General features: G+C 47.8%; 16 protein-coding genes and 1 tRNA gene. 12 read left to right on the top strand and 5 right to left on the bottom strand.

Annotated features, from left to right (window positions below; all coding sequences use genetic code 11):
* Positions 1-8 precede the first annotated feature (8 nt).
* Both E8L90_RS29940 and E8L90_RS15820 read right to left on the bottom strand, forming a co-directional pair.
* Positions 9-149, bottom strand: a complete 141-nt coding sequence (locus tag E8L90_RS29940; protein ID WP_157696726.1) for a hypothetical protein — start codon at positions 147-149, stop codon at positions 9-11.
* On the bottom strand, positions 112-1056 hold the full coding sequence (locus tag E8L90_RS15820) for a DMT family transporter (protein ID WP_137030225.1): 945 nt from the start codon (positions 1054-1056) through the stop codon (positions 112-114). Before E8L90_RS15820 ends, E8L90_RS29940 begins: the two co-directional genes overlap by 38 nt.
* Positions 1057-1182: 126 nt before the next feature.
* On the opposite strand from E8L90_RS15820, the gene E8L90_RS15815 reads away from it, so the two are divergent.
* Positions 1183-1926, top strand: a complete 744-nt coding sequence (locus E8L90_RS15815) for an N-acetylmuramoyl-L-alanine amidase family protein (RefSeq protein ID WP_137030224.1) — start codon at positions 1183-1185, stop codon at positions 1924-1926.
* Here E8L90_RS15815 and E8L90_RS15810 read toward each other — a convergent pair.
* Positions 1897-2679 (bottom strand): divergent polysaccharide deacetylase family protein, encoded by a 783-nt coding sequence (locus E8L90_RS15810; protein ID WP_244297247.1) that lies wholly within the window; start codon positions 2677-2679, stop codon positions 1897-1899. The genes E8L90_RS15815 and E8L90_RS15810 overlap by 30 nt on opposite strands.
* 141 nt (positions 2680-2820) lie before the next feature.
* Here E8L90_RS15810 and polA point away from each other — a divergent pair, with 141 nt between their 5' ends.
* The 5 genes from polA to E8L90_RS15785 all read left to right on the top strand — a co-directional run bounded on the left by polA (position 2821) and on the right by E8L90_RS15785 (position 8791).
* On the top strand, positions 2821-5469 hold the full coding sequence (polA, locus tag E8L90_RS15805; RefSeq protein WP_137030223.1) for a DNA polymerase I: 2649 nt from the start codon (positions 2821-2823) through the stop codon (positions 5467-5469).
* Positions 5470-5517: 48 nt separating this feature from the next.
* The gene (gene mutM / locus E8L90_RS15800) at positions 5518-6348 is read left to right on the top strand and encodes a DNA-formamidopyrimidine glycosylase (protein ID WP_007717226.1); all 831 of its coding nucleotides are present in this window, start codon (positions 5518-5520) and stop codon (positions 6346-6348) included.
* A 52-nt stretch (positions 6349-6400) separates the two neighbouring features.
* Positions 6401-7009 (top strand): dephospho-CoA kinase, encoded by a 609-nt coding sequence (gene coaE, locus E8L90_RS15795; RefSeq protein ID WP_137030222.1) that lies wholly within the window; start codon positions 6401-6403, stop codon positions 7007-7009.
* The gene (locus E8L90_RS15790; protein ID WP_137030221.1) at positions 7006-7569 is read left to right on the top strand and encodes a lytic transglycosylase domain-containing protein; all 564 of its coding nucleotides are present in this window, start codon (positions 7006-7008) and stop codon (positions 7567-7569) included. The genes coaE and E8L90_RS15790 overlap by 4 nt, the downstream gene beginning before the upstream one ends.
* Before the next feature lie 175 nt (positions 7570-7744).
* Positions 7745-8791 carry a glyceraldehyde-3-phosphate dehydrogenase gene (locus tag E8L90_RS15785; protein ID WP_106654629.1) on the top strand — a complete coding sequence of 349 codons (1047 nt, stop codon included), beginning with the start codon at positions 7745-7747 and terminating at the stop codon, positions 8789-8791.
* A gap of 60 nt (positions 8792-8851) precedes the next feature.
* Here the strand turns inward: E8L90_RS15785 and E8L90_RS15780 are convergent, their stop codons facing one another.
* On the bottom strand, positions 8852-9985 hold the full coding sequence (locus E8L90_RS15780) for an HD-GYP domain-containing protein (RefSeq protein WP_137030220.1): 1134 nt from the start codon (positions 9983-9985) through the stop codon (positions 8852-8854).
* A gap of 137 nt (positions 9986-10122) precedes the next feature.
* On the opposite strand from E8L90_RS15780, the gene nrdR reads away from it, so the two are divergent.
* The 3 genes from nrdR to dnaI all read left to right on the top strand — a co-directional run bounded on the left by nrdR (position 10123) and on the right by dnaI (position 13144).
* The gene (gene nrdR, locus E8L90_RS15775; protein WP_137030219.1) at positions 10123-10602 is read left to right on the top strand and encodes a transcriptional regulator NrdR; all 480 of its coding nucleotides are present in this window, start codon (positions 10123-10125) and stop codon (positions 10600-10602) included.
* A 154-nt stretch (positions 10603-10756) separates the two neighbouring features.
* Positions 10757-12196 (top strand): replication initiation and membrane attachment family protein, encoded by a 1440-nt coding sequence (locus E8L90_RS15770; protein WP_137030218.1) that lies wholly within the window; start codon positions 10757-10759, stop codon positions 12194-12196.
* Between the two features lie 15 nt (positions 12197-12211).
* Entirely contained in the window at positions 12212-13144 is a 933-nt protein-coding gene (dnaI, locus tag E8L90_RS15765; RefSeq protein WP_137030217.1) for a primosomal protein DnaI, read from the top strand.
* Here dnaI and E8L90_RS15760 read toward each other — a convergent pair.
* Complete coding sequence (locus E8L90_RS15760; RefSeq protein WP_137030216.1) at positions 13121-13762, bottom strand: YdcF family protein; 642 nt, start codon at positions 13760-13762, stop codon at positions 13121-13123. The genes dnaI and E8L90_RS15760 overlap by 24 nt on opposite strands.
* Before the next feature lie 180 nt (positions 13763-13942).
* Here E8L90_RS15760 and E8L90_RS15755 point away from each other — a divergent pair, with 180 nt between their 5' ends.
* The 3 genes from E8L90_RS15755 (at position 13943) to E8L90_RS29935 (ending at position 17669) form a co-directional block, all read left to right on the top strand.
* Positions 13943-16537, top strand: a complete 2595-nt coding sequence (locus tag E8L90_RS15755; RefSeq protein WP_137030215.1) for an Ig-like domain-containing protein — start codon at positions 13943-13945, stop codon at positions 16535-16537.
* Between the two features lie 172 nt (positions 16538-16709).
* Positions 16710-16785: transfer RNA gene (locus tag E8L90_RS15750), tRNA-Ala, on the top strand.
* A 224-nt stretch (positions 16786-17009) separates the two neighbouring features.
* Positions 17010-17669, top strand: coding sequence for a hypothetical protein (locus E8L90_RS29935; protein ID WP_162309093.1), 660 nt, complete (start codon positions 17010-17012; stop codon positions 17667-17669).
* Positions 17670-17849 lie beyond the last annotated feature (180 nt).

Here is a 17849-nt window from a genome sequence, read left to right as displayed (position 1 = left end):
TTTGCCTGTTAGGACATCATTTTAAATAACCAGTACAAAATCCGTCCTACGATGTAGCCAAGCAGAATTGTCCAGCCAATCTTCGCCCAAATACTCAGTCCCTTGACGAATTCACGCAAGCTTTTTCGGTTCTCCGGTTGCTTGTTCAATGGAGGACACTCCTTTAGCAGATTGGTTAAAACGAATGAACACATAAATGCCGGCGATAATGATCAAGCCACCGATCCATTGTGGAGGCGTTACTACTTCACCCAAGATGAAGTAAGCGAGAATCGCAGTCCCGATCGGTTCTCCCAAAATCCCCATGGAGATCGTCGTCGTATTGAGCCATTTAATAATCCAGTTAAAAATAGAATGTCCAAGCAAGGTCGGAAACAGGGCGAGACAGAAGAACCAGCCCCAATCCGCCGCAGGGTAACCGACGAGCGAATACCCGAAAGCCAGATCATAGGCGACCAGAATCACGCTGGTTGCCGTATAGACGACGAGTGTATAGGCAAAGGAAGACATATGCTGGCGAACGTACTGCCCGACCAGCCAGTAGCCCGTCACGGTGACAGCTCCCATCAATGCAAGGAAATCCCCCCACAGAGCCATGCCGCCTACTTGAAAATCTCCCCAGCCAATCACGAAGCTTCCTGCAATCGCCAGCAAGCCGCCGGATAGAGCCAGAAATCGGACTTTTTCACCAAAAAAGAAATAACCGCCGATGAAGGCAAATAATGGCTGTAACGTAACGAGCACAGTAGAACTGGCTACAGAAGTGTAGTTCAGCGATTCAAACCACAACAGAAAGTGGCTTGCCAAAAAGGCTCCCGATAAAATACAGAGTAGCCATACTTTTTTGGACGTTTTTCCAATCTCTGCGATTGCACCACGATTCCAGCATAAAAAAGGAAGCGTTAAGAGAACGGAAAAAATCAGGCGATACGTAGCGATAATTGGAGCAGGCGCATCTGATAGTTTTACAAAGATCGCAGAAGAGGAAATGGCGATCACCCCGATTAAGAGAGCCAAATACGGGGGGAATAACGGTTTTTCCAAAGATTGATTCATCAGTACACCTTCTTATGCGGGTAAGGTTTTCATTATTGTAATTGTACAGTTGGATTAAAAAATTCACAATGTTATGTGTACCTGGCCGCTTGAAAGGTTTCTTTTCAATCCGGTTATCCTACTGGCATGAGAAACTTACAGGCTATTTTCCGTATCGCTGCTTTCATACTTATCCTCATCTGTATCCCGACGCGAAGCGAGGCATTGCCCCTCACCCCCTTTCACATTTTGATTGATGTAGGTCATGGGGGTGTGGATTCGGGAACCTCTTATGGGGGTTTGTACGAAAAAGACATCAATCTGCAAATTGCCAAGCAACTTTACCAACAGTTGACAACAGCTGGCTATACGGTGGCCTTGAATCGGAACAAAGATATCGCACTGAGCGATGAGAATCGGTGGTTGGACAACCGATCGAGGCATATTCGGGATTTGGCGCAGCGGAAGAATTTGGCGAAAGAGATCGGTCCCCAGATGTTGCTCAGTCTGCATGTAAACTGGGCGTCTAATGCGCGGCGACGGGGTGCCATTCTTTTGTACCAAGATACCGAACAAAGCTATATGCTGGCAGAACTGCTGCAAAACTCGCTGAACAAGCTGACAGGGACGAACAACCAGCCAGTCAAGGGCAAGACGTACTACATGCTCCGTCATAACTACTGTCCGTCTGTCATCGTGGAGATGGGGTTTATCAGCAATGCGCAGGACCGCGAAATGTTAACGAATCCCAAAGCACAAGAAAAAATCGCTCAGGCCATTACAGAAGCCGTGAGCGAATACGTAAAGCGGTCGGGAAATCTGAAAACGGAGGCTAGTGTGCAGGAGAGCTGGTGGCGAAAATTAATGAGCAGTTTGCTGGATAAGCTTTGAAATGGTTACAAATTCGGCCTCCTTCTGAATTCGCGGGATGTACTGGCGCAGAAGGGAGGCTGTTTTCTTGCCAGGAGGCCCAACATGGCCTATCGCGATACATAAGGAATGGTTGTGGATTCGTTTGCAGACGAGCTCCATCTGCTTTGTAATATGTGGGACCGAGTATACGTCATCCAGAAAAATTTGATTCACTGCATGGGGGACGCCCATTTCGGCTGCGACTTTCCCCGCCACGCTTTTATCGGTAGTCTTGCTGTCCAGGTAAAAAAGGCCGCGTTCTTTGACGACCTTCATGATGATGCGCATGATTCGCTCGTCAGCCGTAATTTTTGAGCCCATATGGTTATTCATGCCAATTGCATGTGGCACATCATCAATCGCTTTCTCCACGCGAGTGCGAATCTCATCGTCGGACAGATCAGCCGTAATGGCTCCAGGACCGAGCCAGGAGCGTTTTCCTTTCATTGGCTCCATCGGCATGTGAACGAGTACATCATGTCCTTTTTGATGAGCGAGCTCGGCATCCTGCTTCGTGCTGGGCATAAACGGCATGACGGCAACAGTCAGAGGGACTGGCATTGCTAATATTTCCTCCGTCCCTTGCATGTTGTTCCCGAAATCATCAATGACAAATGCCATCAGCTTTTTGACAGCGGGTGCGGGGTCTGGATTGGGGTTAGCAGTCACTGGAATCGCCCCAAGGGAAAGAAAAAGCGTGAGCAAGATCGGAATCAAATTCCTCCCATACATAAGATCACCTTCCTTGTCCATTTTTTTCATAGTCTGTTCAATCATCTTGTGCTTTACCCGTCATATCTACGGCTTGGCTTTGATGTTTGCCCTATGTTACGATTAAAGATAGTAGTTTTGTAACGAGAGGGGTCGAATTCCTTGAGTCATTTTGTGTTGATTGATGGAAACAGTGTTGCGAACCGGGCGTTTTATGCGCTCCCTTTGTTGTCCACATCGGCAGGACTGCATACGAACGCAGTGCTGGGCTTTACGACTATGCTGTTAAAAGTGTTGGAGGAAATGAAGCCGACGCATATCATGGTTGCTTTTGACGCGGGAAAAGTCGTGTTTCGCCATAGCGAGTATGCAGAGTACAAAGGGGGACGCAGCAAAACTCCGCCGGAGCTGTCTGAACAGTTTCCACTGATTCGGGAGCTGTTGGATGCCTTCTCAATCAAACGCTTCGAGCTGGAAGGCTACGAGGCGGATGACATTATCGGTACGTTGACGAAGCAGGCAGATGAGCAAGCTTGGAAAACGACGGTCATTACCGGAGATAAAGATATGCTGCAGCTCGTGTCCGAGCAGGTATCCGTCGCTTTGACACGCAAGGGAGTCAGCGAAATCGAGCTGTACACTCCGAAAGAAATTCATGAAAAGTACGGCCTTAAGCCGCTGCAAATAATTGATTTGAAAGGCTTGATGGGCGATTCGTCCGACAACATTCCAGGTGTCCCTGGGGTCGGAGAGAAAACAGCTCTAAAGCTACTGCACGAATACGGCTCTGTCGAGCAAGTACTGGAAAACATCGATAAAGTATCAGGCAAAAAACTGCAAGAGAACCTGCGTGAGAATGTAGACAAGGCGAACATGAGTAAAGCATTGGCAACCATTTTGCGTGAAGCGCCTGTGGAGCTGGATGTGCAAGAGACTGGCTATGAAGGTTATGATGGTGTACCTCTCAGCGAGTTCTTTAAAAAGATGGAGTTCAAATCGCTCTTGTCCAAGATCAAAGTGGCACAGCCAGCAGCTGGAAGCGAACAAGCAGACGCCAAGCCATTTTCGTTTGAGATGATTTCAGAGGAAAACAAAGCGGCGTACGAGTCCAAGCTGACTTCGCCAATGGCTCTTTACATCGAAATGGACGGGGAAAACTATCATCATGCGCCATTCCTCGGAGTTGGGCTGGCTGCGGAAGATACGGTGATGTTCGTTCCGTGGGACGTAGCCAAGGAGTGGCAGGTGCTCTGTGAGTGGCTGGCAGACCCGGCGAAGGAGAAATGGGTATTTGACGGCAAGCGAGACACAGTTGGACTCGCTTGGCATGATTTTGCGATAAAAGGTATCAGCTTTGATGTATACCTCGCTTCTTACCTGCTGAATGCGGCTGAGAGCAACCCGACCTTGGATAGCATTGCGGCACAATACGCACAGACACGGGTATTGTCAGATGAAGAGGTGTACGGCAAGGGTGCCAAGCGCCTTGTTCCTGAAATGGACGTGCTTAGCGAGCATGTGGCGCATAAAGCGGCAGCCATCTGGCAGAGCGTGCCTGTATTGCGCGAGCAGTTGGCGGAGAACGAAATGGAAAAGCTGCTCGGCGAATTGGAAGCCCCGCTGAGTATGGTATTGGCTCTCATGGAAAAGCAAGGCGTGAAGGTAAATAGTGAGCGCCTTGTGCAAATGGGGGAAGACTTGGATAAAAAGCTCGCAGCTCTGACAGATCAAATTTACGAGCTGGCGGGTGGGGCATTCAACATCAACTCGCCGAAGCAATTGGGTGAAATTTTGTTTGATCGCTTGTCTCTGCCAGTATTGAAAAAGACCAAAACCGGGCCTTCTACGAGTGCGGATGTATTAGAGAAGCTAGCCCCGTATCATCCGATCATCGATGCGATCCTGACCTTCCGTCAGCTCGGCAAGCTTCGTTCTACGTATATTGAGGGCTTGACCAAGGAAATCCATACGAAGACGAGTAAGGTGCATACGCTTTACAACCAAGCGACTACGGCGACAGGGCGCCTGTCCAGTACGGACCCGAATCTGCAAAACATCCCGATCCGCATGGAAGAAGGACGCAAGATTCGTGAGGCGTTTATCCCGTCAGAGGACGGCTGGTACATGCTGGCGGCCGACTATTCCCAGATTGAGCTGCGGATTTTGGCCCATATTTCGCAAGACGAAAACTTGATTGACGCCTTTCAAAAAGGAATGGATATTCATACTCGCACCGCCATGGACGTATTTGGTGTGAGTGAGGAAGAAGTGACCTCGCTAATGCGCCGTCAGGCCAAAGCGGTCAACTTCGGGATCGTATACGGCATCAGCGATTATGGTTTATCGCAAAACCTCAATATTACCCGTAAAGAAGCTGGGGACTTTATTGAGCGCTACTTTGATGTCTTCTCCGGTGTGAAGCGCTGGATGGACGAGATTGTTCAACAGGCGAAGGCGGATGGCCATGTGACGACCTTGTTGAACCGCCGCCGCTACCTGCCTGATATTCGCAGCAGCAACTTTAACCTGCGTTCGTTTGCTGAGCGTACTGCGATGAACACGCCGATCCAAGGTACTGCTGCCGATGTGATCAAGCTCGCGATGATTCGCATGCAGGAGGCAATCGAGGAGAAAGGTCTCGATAGCCGCATGCTTTTGCAGGTGCACGATGAGCTTGTATTTGAAGTGCCAGAAAATGAGCTTGAGGTCATGCGCCAGCTGGTGCCAGAAGTGATGGAGAGTGCGCTGTCCCTCAACGTGCCGCTCAAGGTGGACGTGAGTGACGGACGAACCTGGTACGATGCGAAGTAGACATGCCTAGAACATAAAGATGAATAGACAGCGAGAGGAGGAGGGCATATGCCAGAATTGCCGGAGGTAGAAACCGTCGTACGGACTCTGCGTGGCTTGGTTATGGGAAAAACGATTGAGAGAGTAAGTGTTCATTTGGCGCGTATTGTGCGGCAGCCAGATGACGTGGAAGCTTTCAAATCTCTCTTGGTGGGACAAACCATCCAGGATATCCAACGGCGAGCAAAATTCATTCAGTTTTTCTTAAACGAGGACGTGCTCGTGTCCCATCTGCGAATGGAAGGGCGCTATGGCGTGTATCAGGCGGATGATCCCGTTGAGAAGCATACCCATGTCGTCTTCCATTTTACGGACGGAACGGAGCTGCGTTATCGGGATGTTCGCCAGTTCGGGACGATGGATCTGTTCCCTAAGGGGAAGGAAACAACCGTCGGACCTTTGGCCAAACTGGGGGTAGAACCACTAGATAAGAGTTTTACTCCTGAGGTTTTGGGGAAATTGTTAAAAGGACGGTCAACAAAAATTAAGCCGCTTCTCCTAAACCAGGAATGTATTGTAGGGCTGGGGAATATTTATGTGGACGAGTCACTCTTTAAAGCAGGCATTCATCCGGAGAAACCAGCAGGAAAGCTGACAGATAAAGAAGTTATCCGACTGCACGAAAGCATCGTCTCCACTTTGCAAGAAGCGGTAGAACAAGGTGGTAGCTCCATCAAGTCATATGTGAACGGACAGGGCGAGATGGGAATGTTCCAGCAATCTTTATTAGTGTATGGACGAAAAGATGAGGCGTGTACGAAGTGCGGGGCCGAAATTATTCGGTTTGTAGTCGGCGGCAGAGGGACGCATATTTGCCCGGACTGCCAAAAGAACCAGTAACTTTGAGAAGTTTTTCACAAAGCAGTTAAAACAGTTCGACCAAGGGAGGAGGATGGGCATGATACTAGGGTTAACAGGCGGAATTGCCACTGGGAAAAGCACGGTGACAGGTATGCTTCGAGAGCGTGGAATTCCTGTCATTGACGCTGACCAAATCGCCAGAGAGGTCGTAGAACCAGGGAAAGTAGCCTATGAAGCGATCGTGCGCCATTTTGGAAGAGAAATCCTATTGGAAGATGGTCAAATTGATCGGAAAAAACTAGGTGAGATCGTGTTTTCGGACGAGTCCGAGCGTCAAAAGCTGAACGCCATCGTCCATCCCGAGGTACGCCGCGTTATGCGGGAAGAGGCCGAAGCAGCGGAAGCGAATGGAGCCGAGATCGTACTCATGGACATTCCTCTGCTGTATGAGAGCAAGCTTACGCATATGGTAGAAAAAATCGTGGTCGTCTATGCGCCCTACGAGATGCAATTGGCGAGAATGCTGGAGCGCGACGAATTGGAAGAAGAACAAGCACGAAAAAGACTGCGGGCACAGTTTCCCATTGATCAGAAGAAGCAGGGCGCAGACTTTTTGATCGATAATTCTGGTTCGCGTGAAGAAACCGAGCGTCAAGTGGAGGCGGTATTAGCCGCGATTCGATCGGAGCGTCAATCATGAGGTTTGGTAAACGTGCAGCATGGATACTACTCGTTTTGGCGAGTGTATTTTTGCTGCTAAACACGCCATTGGTGTGGAAATGGATGTACCCGATCAAATATGAGCAACAGATTGTGACGGCTGCACTGAAATATAAGGTGGACCCTCATTTGGTATTGGCCGTCATTCGTTCCGAGAGTGGGTTTGCGACAGATCGCGTTTCAAAAAAAGGTGCGGTCGGGCTCATGCAAATCATGCCGGAAACAGCACAGTGGATCGTCAAGGAGGCAGGCTTCCGTCCAAAGGACAGTCAATACTTGTACGACCCTGTCATGAACATCGAGATAGGGACATGGTATCTCGATTTTTTGATGTCCCGTTATGATGGGGATATTGTCAAAGTTATTGCAGCCTACAACGCTGGTCCGGGCAAAGTAAACGGATGGCTCTCGAGTGAGGAATGGAACGGAACTCGAGAGACGATTGAGGGCATTCCATATGGGGAGACCCGTCAATATGTCCAGCGAGTGCTTTATTATCATGATCGTTACAAAAATATATACGACTTTCAATTACGTTAAAAATCATGAAAAGCCGCTTCTCTTACGGATAAGAGAGCGGCTTTTTCCTCTTTTTTTGGGTAGGGTAAATCGTCCAAATATTTATTTTTCAGTAAAACACATTGATAATTGTGTCATACTTATTATAATAAAAGTATCAGATAAGCGTAACTCAATTCGAAAGGGGTTTCTATATATGACAATTAAAATCGGTATTAATGGTTTCGGACGTATTGGCCGCATGGTATTCCGCCGCGCTATTCAGGACCCCAATATTGAAATCGTTGCAATCAACGCCAGCTATCCTGCGGAGACGCTTGCTCATTTGTTGAAATATGACACGATCCACGGACGCCTGCAAAATAAAGTGGAAGTCCAAGACAACAAGATTATCGTAGATGGAAAAGCAACGGTTGTCCTGTCTGACCGTGATCCGCTGAAGCTGCCTTGGGGTGACCTCGGAGTTGAGATCGTCGTAGAAGCTACAGGCAAGTTCAACAATCGCGAAGGCGCTGGCAAGCACCTGCAAAGCGGTGCGAAAAAAGTTGTGATTACAGCACCAGCGAAAGAAGAAGACGTGACGATCGTGATGGGTGTAAATGAAGGCACCTATGACCATGCCAATCACCACATTATCTCCAATGCTTCCTGCACAACCAACTGTCTCGCACCTGTGGCAAAAGTGCTCAACGATGCATTCGGTATCGAACAAGGTCTCATGACTACCATTCACTCGTTTACAAACGATCAGGTGAATCTCGACAATCCGCATAAAGACCTGCGTCGTGCACGTGCAGCTAGCGAGTCCATCATTCCAACGACGACAGGAGCTGCTCGTGCAGTAGGAATCGTTTTGCCAGAATTGAATGGCAAGCTAAATGGTTTTTCCTTGCGCGTACCGACTCCAAACGTTTCCGTAGTAGACTTGGTGGTTAATACGAAGAAGCCAGTTACATTGGACGAAGTAAACCGTGTCCTGCGTGAAGCGAGCGAAGGCAGCATGAAAGGCTACCTCGAGTTCTGCGACGAGCCGCTCGTATCCAGCGATTTCAATGGCAACGATCACTCCTCGATCATCGATGGTCTGTCTACGATGGTAATGGGAGACAATCAAGTAAAAGTAATCGCTTGGTACGATAACGAGTGGGGCTACTCCTGCCGTGTCGTAGATCTGGTTCGCCACGTATCCGAGCAGCACAATCAAGCGGCAACAAAAGAAGCAGCTGCCGTTGGTGTAAAATAAGCAGCATAAACAAAACCCCTTTGCTGATTTCGAGCAAAGGGGTTTTTGGTTGCTTCGTATTTACGATGAGGTAGTAGGTTCTTCTAATGAGTTCACGTTAAACAGATCATCATCTTCAAAGCCGACAATAAACAGTCGGATGTTCGCTTTGAGATCGAGGTCATAAGGGCTAGGAACATCGTTTCCTCGGCCGTCTTTTAACACACGTACAGTAGGGCGATGCGAATAATCCGGATCAACCCGACTCACTACCCCGATTTCTCCGGTATTCAAAACGACGCTGCTTCCAATCGGGAAGATAGCAATGTGCTTGATGAAGGCATTTACCAGATGATGCTCAAACAGCGTGCCGCCAGCGCCTAGCAGGTACTCGACAGCATCCTGAGGCATGTACCGCTTGCGCCATGGACGTGGGGAAGTCAACGAATCATAAATATCACAGAGACCGACGATTTGCGCGAATTCGTGAATTTGCTTGCCGGATAAACCCTGTGGATAGCCGCTTCCATTTAGCCGTTCATGGTGTTGCAAGCAGACGTGTGCTGACAAAAGCGAGATGTCATGCTGCTTTCGCAACAAATCAAAGCCAAGCATCGTGTGCTGTTTGGCGATTTCCTTCTCTTCGTCTGTCCAACGCTCTGTTTTTTGCAACAGCTCTTCAGGCAGGTTCACTTTGCCGATATCGTGCAGCATAGCTCCTACCCCTAGGTTTATGAGCTGTGTACGATTGTAGCCCAGAGACATGCCTACAGCAGTCGCCAGCACGGCCACATTCACGGAATGATGGTATAAAGATGGCGAATGAGAAGAGATCGTCGTCAAATGTCCAACCATTTGCTTGTTTTGCATCAGGTCGTCCAAAATTGAACTAAAGGCACGTTGAAAATGAAGGCCCATTTCTTTTAAGGAAATTTTCCGGGCCAGCTTGTTTGAGTTTGTAATTTGCTTGATCGTCTTCTCGATGGCTTCCACAGCTACTTGTCTAGTTTGTGGGCGAATCACTTCTTCTACAACGATGTCATTGGTACGGGGATCATCGATATACACCGCATCGACACGAGTTCGTTCTAATCCGGAAATCAGTCGTTCCGTTAAGAGCATACCGGTTCCAAGCAGTACCTTTCCATCTTCTGTGAAGACTGTACGTCCCAATTTCATTCCAGGCTGTAGGTGTTTTAAAGATACTAAACGCATGACTATCCCTCCAACAGTATCATAATTGTACTCCATTCGACTTATCCTTTAAATAGGTACAAGGATTGACTTGACTTCTGACAGGAATATGAGGGACACTGTAGACAAGTATTGTCAGTATTGGAGTTGATTCTGATATGCGTTGTCCATTTTGCGAATATAATGGGACTAGAGTCCTGGATTCACGTCCTTTTAACCATAATAAATCCATTCGTCGTCGCCGTGAGTGCGAAGCCTGCGAGCGCCGTTTTACTACCTTTGAAATGGTAGAAGAAACACCTTTGCTAATTGTGAAAAAGGACGGAACACGCGAGGAATTCAGTCGAGACAAGATATTGCGTGGGTTGGTGCGCGCTTGCGAAAAGCGTCCCGTACCGTTGGAAGTGCTTGAAAATGTAGTGAACGACATTGAAAAAGAATTGCGCAGCTGCGGGCAATCAGAGATCCCGAGCAATGATGTTGGGGAGAAGGTCATGGAGCGTTTATACCATGTCGATGAAGTCGCCTATGTGCGCTTCGCCTCTGTATACCGCCAATTCAAAGATATCAATGTATTTATGAAAGAGCTGGAGGAGCTATTGGCTCAAGCGCGAAACAGCTCGTTTCCAAAAGAATAGATAAGCTTTTTTTCTGTCAGACGCTCAACCTTACTCTCACGCTCTTGCGGCCAACCGCCAGGGCTTCTTTGGCTTTCCAGTTGATTTTTCCGCGTATGAATGGGTAGTCGTGCTATAATAAAAGAATCGAATTTTGTCAGGAAGGAAAGATCTGATGCGTCGTTTAGTTTGGAACGAATTGTTGCCGAAGGATCGTTATCTGGTGCGGATGGCAAGACCGCTTGGCTTTGCCGAAATGGGCTTTGTTACGCAGCTATACTTGCCGATCATCGGTGTCGAATCGTACGCTCTCTACCAACTGCTCGTCCATGGCGTGCAAGAGGTGAGCGGTGCCTCCTCGGAGGGGACCCATCGTAGTTTGATGCTGACGACTTCGCTTTCACTGGATCGGCTATTGGATGCGCGTGAACGCCTGGAGGCAATCGGGCTAGTCGAGGTGCGCCGGAGGGAAAATCAGCAGCGTGACTATTATTACGAGTATTTGATCAAGCCGCCGCTTAGTCCGGCTGAGTTTTTTGCAGACTATGTACTGTCGTTGATGTTGTTAAACAAAATCGAAAACGTTCGCTATTCGCAACTGCGCCAGCATTATGCAGATACGCTTGGCAGTCAGTTGGATCAAGAATACTCCATTGTGGAAAACGTCACGAAAGACTTCCATGATGTGTTCCAGTCGTTGAAACCATCGGAGCTGGAAGTGAAAAAAGGATCGGAGCGGGATCAGTTTTTAACCGAGATGGACACCAACTTCCCGCAAGCGCCGATGAAATCTGGCTACGAGGCACAAGTCAACCATTCGCTGAGTGTATCGTCCTTGCGCCTGTACTTGCCGGATAATGCCGACTCGGTCAAAGTTTTGGAAGGCAAGAGCATGGAACTGTTGTTTTCCCTGTGCCATTTCTATCAGCTGGACAGCTGGGGGATGGGGCAGGAGCTACGCGATTGGACGCTGTACAAATCAGATCGGAGTTTGGACGGAGAAGTTTTGCGCAAGCGTTTGGTACAACGCTACACGGAAGACAAGCTATACCGGACTGCGCCTGCAACTGACACGGCAGAGGATGTCTGGGGACCTGGTCGCTTGCCAGAGCCCGGCAGCGAAGCCTTTATCCGTGCTTGTCGCCAATTATCTCCGGTGACTCTGTTGGAAAAGGTCGTTGGTGGCAGAATCAGCAAGGTGTTTCTGGAACGGGCTGAAACGCTTGTATTTGCGGATGGGATGCAGCCGGAAGTCGTCAATGCGCTGCTGCTCCATACACTAGCCAGCATGCAAATGGAGCTGCCAAAAGCGTACATGGAGACGATTCGTGACAGCTGGAAAGCGAAGCGGATCGCGACAGTTGACGAGGCAGTCAAGCAGATCCTCGAACGTGCGGATCAACGGGCGCAAACAGCCGAGAAGGCAAAAGCGGGCAAGAAGGAATCTGCCCCTGTCAGACGCAACGGTAGAGCCATCTTGCAGGACAAGCTGCCGGCATCTGTCGAGTGGCAGCTCTCTCAGGAGAAATCCGCACCGGACGCTGAAAAGAAACAGTCCATTCAGGATTTTCCAGACTTGCAGAAAAGACTGGAAACCTTACGAAAACGGAAATAAGGAGTGTGAGGGAACGTGGAATCTATCAGTGAGTTCATGCAAGAGCTGGCCAAACGGACACCGCGTCAGTTGCTGACACCGGATCAGCAGTTAGATAAAATGTTCCGTTCGTCTGCGTATTTAAAAGCATTTCAACAAGAGCATCCCGAATTGACTCGAGACGATTACCTTCGCTCGCTCTCCAACATCTATACGGCGGTCAAGGAGCAGTATTGGTGCGAGCGCTGTCCGGGTCTTGGTGAGTGCCCGAATTTGGTCAAGGGGCATAGCACTCAATTGGAGCTGGCTCACCAACATATTATCAGCTCGATGACGCCCTGTTCCAAGCAACTGTCGCACGAGGAAGAGATTCGCCGTCGCCGACTGGTGCGCAGCTATTACGTTTCCGAAGAGACCTTGAACGCGAGCTTTGAAGGCTTGGTCATTGACTCCGGGAATTTGGCTACTGTAGATGCCGCGATTCAGTTCTGTGAAAAAGTCGGAACAGGCGAGCGGGTAAAAGGCCTTTATTTGCACGGTCCGTTTGGTGTTGGAAAAAGCTACATCATGGGAGCAATCGGTCGCGAGCTCTCGGAGCGTAACGTTGCTTCCTTGCTGGTGTATGTGCCTGACTTTATCCGGGAGATGAAGGACTCTATCTCGGATCAATCGTACGCAGGAAAGCTGGAGCTGCTGAAAGAAGTACCTGTACTGATCCTCGATGATATCGGTGCGGAGAACCTGACGCCATGGGTTCGGGATGAGATTTTGGGGGTTATACTGAACCAGCGGGCAAACAACCATTTGCCTACGCTGTTTACTTCAAACTACGCGCTGAATGAACTGCAAGAGCATCTGTCTATCTCCAACGGAAATCGGATCGAACAAACAAAAGCGGCTCGCATCATGGAGCGAATCCGCCATTTTGTCGATGTGTATGAGATTTTACGCGAGAACCACCGTTCCTAGCACTTCTGTCCAGAGGCGAGAGAGCTCCCAATGCGTGAGGGCGAGTACTTCTCTCGCCTTATGATACGGTCCAAACAGGACGTGTGACGTCGTCCCTACAGGCGAGGCGACAATTCCCAGTGAATCAGCCATGATCATAGCACGGGCTAAATGATAGTCGTGGCTGATGATCAGGGCGTCTTGAATATGATGTTCCTCCAAGACCTGCTGGCCGTACAGCAGGTTTTCGTATGTGCTGGTAGACTTGCTTTCTAGCAAAATGTCCTCTTCGGGAATTCCTTTCGCCACCAAGTAATTTCTGCTTACAGCAGCTTCCGTGATCGTTTTTCCTTCACCGAGGCCGCCTGTGACTAACAGCTTCGATACATAGCCTTCTTCATACAGGGTCGCCGCCTGCTCCAGACGTTCGCGCAGACCAGGACTAGGTCCCTCACCCCAGACAGCTGCACCGAGAACAATGCCGACGGTTGCGTGTCGGGCTTTGGCTCCCTCAATCGTCTGTTCGATGCGGTACCAGTTGTAGCCCGACCATATCAGACCGAGCAGCATGACACTCCCTAGCACGCTCCATATCCCGCGCCAGCAAGGACGCTGTGCGTTTATCGTTCGATTTTTCATTCTTCGAAATCTCCCTCGTAGTCTCTCTTTATTTAGACGTTTGAAATAAGGTCTAGTTACAAGGCTTGACACACGCCTGACACGAAAAACTAGTAAATTCATTCTTGCACTTTGCCGATATAGTAATGGTGGAATGGTTTCGAAGAACAGCAAATTTCATACTTGCGAGGGAGGCTAGCAATGTTCTGGAAAAAAACGATGCTCTTGTTTCTGGCCGTCCTGCTATTAGTGGGGACTGGAAACGCAGGCGTAGGATTGGCTGCCGATGAAATCAGCCGACTCGTTCTGTCCAAGAACGAGGTAACATTGGAAAATGGAGATTCGACCAACCTGACGGCTACCGCTATTTACGTGAGCGGAAAAACGGAAGACGTCACCGTCAAGACAGAATGGACGACACAGGATGCGAATATCGCTTCTGTTTATGCCGGACAGATCACAGCCAAATCGGTAGGGAAATCTACCATTACAGCTACTTACATGGGTAAGCCTGTCGTAGTGGGTGTGAATGTAACCAAAAAGGTAAAGGCACTGACGACAGAAGATCAATCGTTGAACGTAAGGATCGGCAACACGGCAAACGTAAAGCTGACAGCTGTATACAGTGATGGGACAACAGAAGACGTAACGACTCAAGCAGACTGGTCCATCAATAATCCTGCGATTGCTACAGTAGTAAATGGAGCAATCAAAGGTCTGAATTCAGGATCAGGTACAGTGACAGCAAAATTCGGTAGCCAGTCGACAACGATCTCTGTAAACGTCGAGATTGCTCACAGACTGGAGCCAAACAAAAACCAGATTTCACTCTTGCTGAACGGCGAAGAAACAATCAAACTCAAGGCCATTTTCCCGGATGGAAGTGTAACGGAAGACGTCTCCGATAAGGCTGAATGGTCTTCCGACAATACCGCTGTAGCCGATGCGCTCAAGGGCACGATCAAGGCCTATGGCGCAGGTACAACAACCATTACGGCGAAGTATGGAACAAAAACAGCGACGATCAAAGTCGATGTGGATACAACGCAAAAGCTGGAACTCAACAAGCAGAACATTTTCATGAATGTAGGCAAGGAAGAAGACATCGAGCTGAAAGCAACCTATGCCAATAACGGCGGTTCCACAGTAGTGAACGATAAGGCCGAATGGTCCTCGGATCGCGAGGATGTTGCTTACTACAGCAACGGAAAAATCCATGCGGTGAAGTCCGGTGAAGCGGTGATTACTGCGAAATACGGAAACAAATCCGTTCAGGTACGTGTAGATGTAGAAGTACCTCGTTCTTTGTATATCAATCCTGCTTTCTTGACGATGAAAAGCGGGGATAAGAAAGACGTAATTGTAAACGCGTCCTTCGCAAACGGTACAAGTGAAGATGTCACTTCAAAAGTAGAGTGGTCTTCGGATAATGCAGATGTCGTATTTGCAAATGGCAAGACCGTATCCGCGTACAAGGCTGGAACAGCGAATGTAACGGCTAAATACGGCGGAAAAACAGCGACACTCGTTGTCGATGTAGATGTACCGCAAAACTTGTCCGCAGATATCACGACTGTAGCGATCCCAGTGGGTGGCGCGAAGCAAGTGACGGTAAAGGCTGCGTATCCAGGTGGAAGTTCAAGTGCTGAAGATGTCACACAAAAAGTTGTTTGGTCATCGAGTGCACCTAACGTAGCAAGCGTGCGTCAAGGCTTGATCACAGGTGTGTCGACAGGTTCAGCGACTGTAACAGCAACATACGGAACACGCACAGTGAACATTTCCGTATCCGTTGGTGTCATGCAGACATTGACGGTAGACAAGAAAAAGATCGTGCTTGGCAATGGCAAGTCCGAAACGGTTAAGCTGACAGCAGCTTACGCAGATGGAACGAACAAGGATGTAACAGATACAGCGACATGGAGCACAGCTTCTGCTGCTGTTGCAGAAGTAATGAACGGAAAGATCACGGCGACAGGAGCAGGGAAAACGAACGTAACAGGTACCTTCGACGGCAAAACCGTTACGATTGCAGTAGAAGTAGACCAAGCGACCAATCTCTCTGTTGATCCTCGCATGCTGATCTTAAACGTCAATGAATCAAAAGACATCAAGCTGAGCGCAACAAACTCTGCTGGCAATTCGGACAATGTGACCAGCGATGCAGAATGGTCCTCGTCCTCGGTAAAAGTAGCGGATGTGGTAAACGGCCGCGTAACAGGTCTCTCAAACGGACGTGCGACGATCACCGCGAGATACGGCGGCAAATCGATCAGTATCCCGGTAGAAGTCGGAATCGTAAGCAAGCTGGAAGCAGACAAGCGCTTTGTATCTACGAAGTCGAACAGCAACGTACAAGTAACCGTGACAGCTACCTTCTCCGATGGACGTACCATGGATGTTACCAATCTGGCTGATTGGAAGACGGGCAACTACAAGGTAGCAGACGTAACCAAAGGCCTCGTTTCAGGACGTGCCTTCGGAAAAACGACGGTTATAGCGAAGTACAACGACAAGAGCGTGTCCATCCCAGTGGATGTTGATACGTTGAAATACTTGAAGACAGATGTCGTTCAGCTCGTTATGAACAAAGGTGAAGTGAAGCAAGTGAGCGCCATCGCCACGTATGCAGATGGCTCTGAGCAAAATGTCTCCAAGCCAGCTCTCTGGACCACTACTCGCCTGTTGGTAGCCGATGTGAAAGACGGCGTGATCAAGGCGACAGGGTCGGGTAAAGCGACGATTTATGTGCAGTATGGTGGGAAGAAGACACCGATTGTGGTGACGGTGAGATAGTGGAGTGATAGGGAATAAGAGGAAAGCCAACCGGGTGGGATCGGTTGGCTTTTTTTGTTGAGTTTTTTCAGCAGGGACGGGGATTTATCTGATTTTTTCGCTTGCAGTGTACGGCGGGCGTATGCTATACTGATTTCACTGAGGCGGTAAACGCTGGAAGTACCATACATATGGGGCATTAGCTCAGCTGGGAGAGCGCTACACTGGCAGTGTAGAGGTCAGCGGTTCGATCCCGCTATGCTCCACCATATAATAACAACGGAAACGGCAGAGATGCCGTTTTTTTGTTTTGGGATATACATATAGTTCAGAGCCTTTTTGAATGTTGTGTATATAATTCATTCTTGAAAGAAGTAACTGTAGATTAGGGGATGATATTTTACATTAGATATTTTTAATATTTCATCCATTTCGCATCTTATGTTAACATTGTTTTAGAATACTGTTTTAAAACAGAAAATAGGAGTGTGTAATGATTACTACAATAGCCAAAAGATTCAAATTCAACTATACTACGATTTCAATGTTGTATTTTTTAACATTAATTTTTAATTTGTTGATAATTAATCGATTTAGCAGCTCAATTGCTAATTTAGCAATGATGATTTTTACAATAGTATATTTATTGTTTGTGGTTTTTTCAATAATGAAGTTTTGTTCGAAAACATTGTTTTTTATCACTGTTTGGTTCTTTTTGGGACCGACTTTTATCTCGGGTATATTAATTGTAGCTGTTATGGCTGCTTTTAACGTGAATTTTTCAGCAAGTGGTGAAATGCTGTTTTTAGGTATTGGAATCATCTCTGTTTCTTCCGCAATGGTCATATTATTCTGGAAAAAGGAACTTTTTTTAGAGAGAGTTAAGGCATCGATTTATATAACCAGCGCGACTTATTTAATTTTGATTTCAATTAGTAATCTTTACTCGTACAATATAACAGATCTTGAAAGTTTACCTGTTTTTATTAAAGTAGATAATACTGAATTACAAACAATGAATATTTCACCGAAAGATGTGCTCAGATACTTCACTTCAGCAGTATCATTACCATTTTTAATTGCAAATGCGGTCTTAAGAGCACTGGTAGAATGCCTTAACTATTGTCAAAAGGTAAAAAAGGACAAGCTGTAGATGTTTTGAGATAGATTAATGAAACTTAACAAATATGATGAACTCTTTAATATCCAATGGAAGAGCATTTGTTCTGAAGATTAGAAAAATATGATGTGATAGAAGGTTGTATTTCACTCTTTTATTTTAGGAATATTCTGATTTTTTATTTCTACCCATGATGAGAGGTTTTTAAATTTG

Source organism: Brevibacillus antibioticus (assembly GCF_005217615.1).
In the GTDB taxonomy this organism is placed as follows: Bacteria; Bacillota; Bacilli; order Brevibacillales; family Brevibacillaceae; genus Brevibacillus; species Brevibacillus antibioticus.
Note: the sequence above shows the minus strand (reverse complement) of the source record. Positions and strands in the feature narration are given on the sequence as shown.

Bases quoted from the DNA above. Each gene is read 5' to 3' on its own strand.
- E8L90_RS15780 (WP_137030220.1), bottom strand. From the start codon at position 9,985: ATGCGTTTAGTATCTTTAAAACACCTACAGCCTGGAATGAAATTGGGA.
- E8L90_RS15760 (WP_137030216.1), bottom strand. From the start codon at position 13,762: ATGAAAAATCGAACGATAAACGCACAGCGTCCTTGCTGGCGCGGGATA.
- coaE (WP_137030222.1), top strand. From the start codon at position 6,401: ATGGGCATGATACTAGGGTTAACAGGCGGAATTGCCACTGGGAAAAGC.
- E8L90_RS15815 (WP_137030224.1), top strand. From the start codon at position 1,183: ATGAGAAACTTACAGGCTATTTTCCGTATCGCTGCTTTCATACTTATC.
- E8L90_RS15790 (WP_137030221.1), top strand. From the start codon at position 7,006: ATGAGGTTTGGTAAACGTGCAGCATGGATACTACTCGTTTTGGCGAGT.
- E8L90_RS15820 (WP_137030225.1), bottom strand. From the start codon at position 1,056: ATGAATCAATCTTTGGAAAAACCGTTATTCCCCCCGTATTTGGCTCTC.
- E8L90_RS29935 (WP_162309093.1), top strand. From the start codon at position 17,010: ATGATTACTACAATAGCCAAAAGATTCAAATTCAACTATACTACGATT.
- E8L90_RS15785 (WP_106654629.1), top strand. From the start codon at position 7,745: ATGACAATTAAAATCGGTATTAATGGTTTCGGACGTATTGGCCGCATG.
- E8L90_RS15770 (WP_137030218.1), top strand. From the start codon at position 10,757: ATGCGTCGTTTAGTTTGGAACGAATTGTTGCCGAAGGATCGTTATCTG.
- nrdR (WP_137030219.1), top strand. From the start codon at position 10,123: ATGCGTTGTCCATTTTGCGAATATAATGGGACTAGAGTCCTGGATTCA.
- E8L90_RS15755 (WP_137030215.1), top strand. From the start codon at position 13,943: ATGTTCTGGAAAAAAACGATGCTCTTGTTTCTGGCCGTCCTGCTATTA.
- E8L90_RS15810 (WP_244297247.1), bottom strand. From the start codon at position 2,679: ATGTATGGGAGGAATTTGATTCCGATCTTGCTCACGCTTTTTCTTTCC.
- mutM (WP_007717226.1), top strand. From the start codon at position 5,518: ATGCCAGAATTGCCGGAGGTAGAAACCGTCGTACGGACTCTGCGTGGC.